This window comes from Rhodobacter sp. SGA-6-6 (genome assembly GCF_011043545.1).
Taxonomy (GTDB): Bacteria; Pseudomonadota; Alphaproteobacteria; order Rhodobacterales; family Rhodobacteraceae; genus Pseudogemmobacter.
In genome coordinates this window covers 1-940 of sequence record NZ_JAAKGP010000053.1, presented here as the reverse complement: position 1 = coordinate 940, position 940 = coordinate 1, and the positions used below count along the sequence as shown (strand labels likewise).

At 68.9% G+C, this 940-nt stretch carries 1 protein-coding gene; it reads left to right on the top strand.

What is annotated here, in order from left to right; all coding sequences use genetic code 11:
- The first annotated feature begins 50 nt into the window (after nt 1-50).
- A complete protein-coding gene (locus G5B31_RS20920) occupies nt 51-752 on the top strand; it encodes a hypothetical protein (protein ID WP_165020117.1) in 702 nt (233 codons plus the stop codon).
- The last annotated feature ends 188 nt before the right edge of the window (nt 753-940 follow it).

Genomic DNA, 940 nt, shown 5'->3' with positions numbered 1-940 from the left:
CGGCTTGGCGGCTCGCCCGTGATCGCTGCGTGGGCCGAACTCCGGTGACGATGCGTGTCCTGATCGGCTGCGAAACCTCGGGCATCGGGCGGCGGGCCTTCGCGGCGCTCGGCCATGATGCGTGGTCCTGCGACATCGAGCCTGCAGAGGATGGCAGCAACCGGCACATCGTCTGCGATATCCGCGGCGGCATCCTGGGCTGGGGCTGGGACCTGCTGTGCGTGATGCACCCGCCATGCACGAGGCTCTGTCGCTCCGGGCGGCGCTGGATGAGCGGCCCGGGCATCTGGACCTTGCCGAAGCAACTGCCCAGAGGCCGGACGCAGGCCGACCTGATCGCGGAATTCGAGGAAGGCATCTCGGTCTTCACCGCCTGCTGGTCCGCGCCGATCCGCCGCGTCGCGGTGGAGAACCCGGTGATGAACGACCTCGCGCAGGCCCGGATGCCCGCCGACTTGCCGCGCCCCCAGCTTGTGCAGCCGTTTTGGTTCGGTCATCCCGAATACAAGGAGACCGGCTGGTATCTGCGCGGCTTGCCGCCTCTGGTCGAGACCAACCGCCTGCCGGAGCCGGAACGGGGCAGCCCGGAGTGGCGGGCGTGGAACCGGGTGCATCGGATGTCGCCGGGGCCGGAGCGTTCCCGCCTTCGGAGCCGTTCCTATCCCGGCATGATGGCGGCGGCTGCGATGCAATGGGCCGGCCCCGCCGAGGGGGTGGATGTTCGGAGTTGCCACCCCGGACGTGTTCCCTAACGTCCGCCTCGACCGGAGGTGGCGATGACAACCAAGCTCTCGAAATTGAAGGCCCTTGCGGCCGTCGGTGACTGGCAAGGCGCATTGCGGATCGCGGCGCGGTTCCCCAGCCTTGGCGACCACAAGGCCGCCATCGTCAGGGCGCACGAGGCTTTCGAGAACGGCCACTTCTACCGGCAGATCGGGCG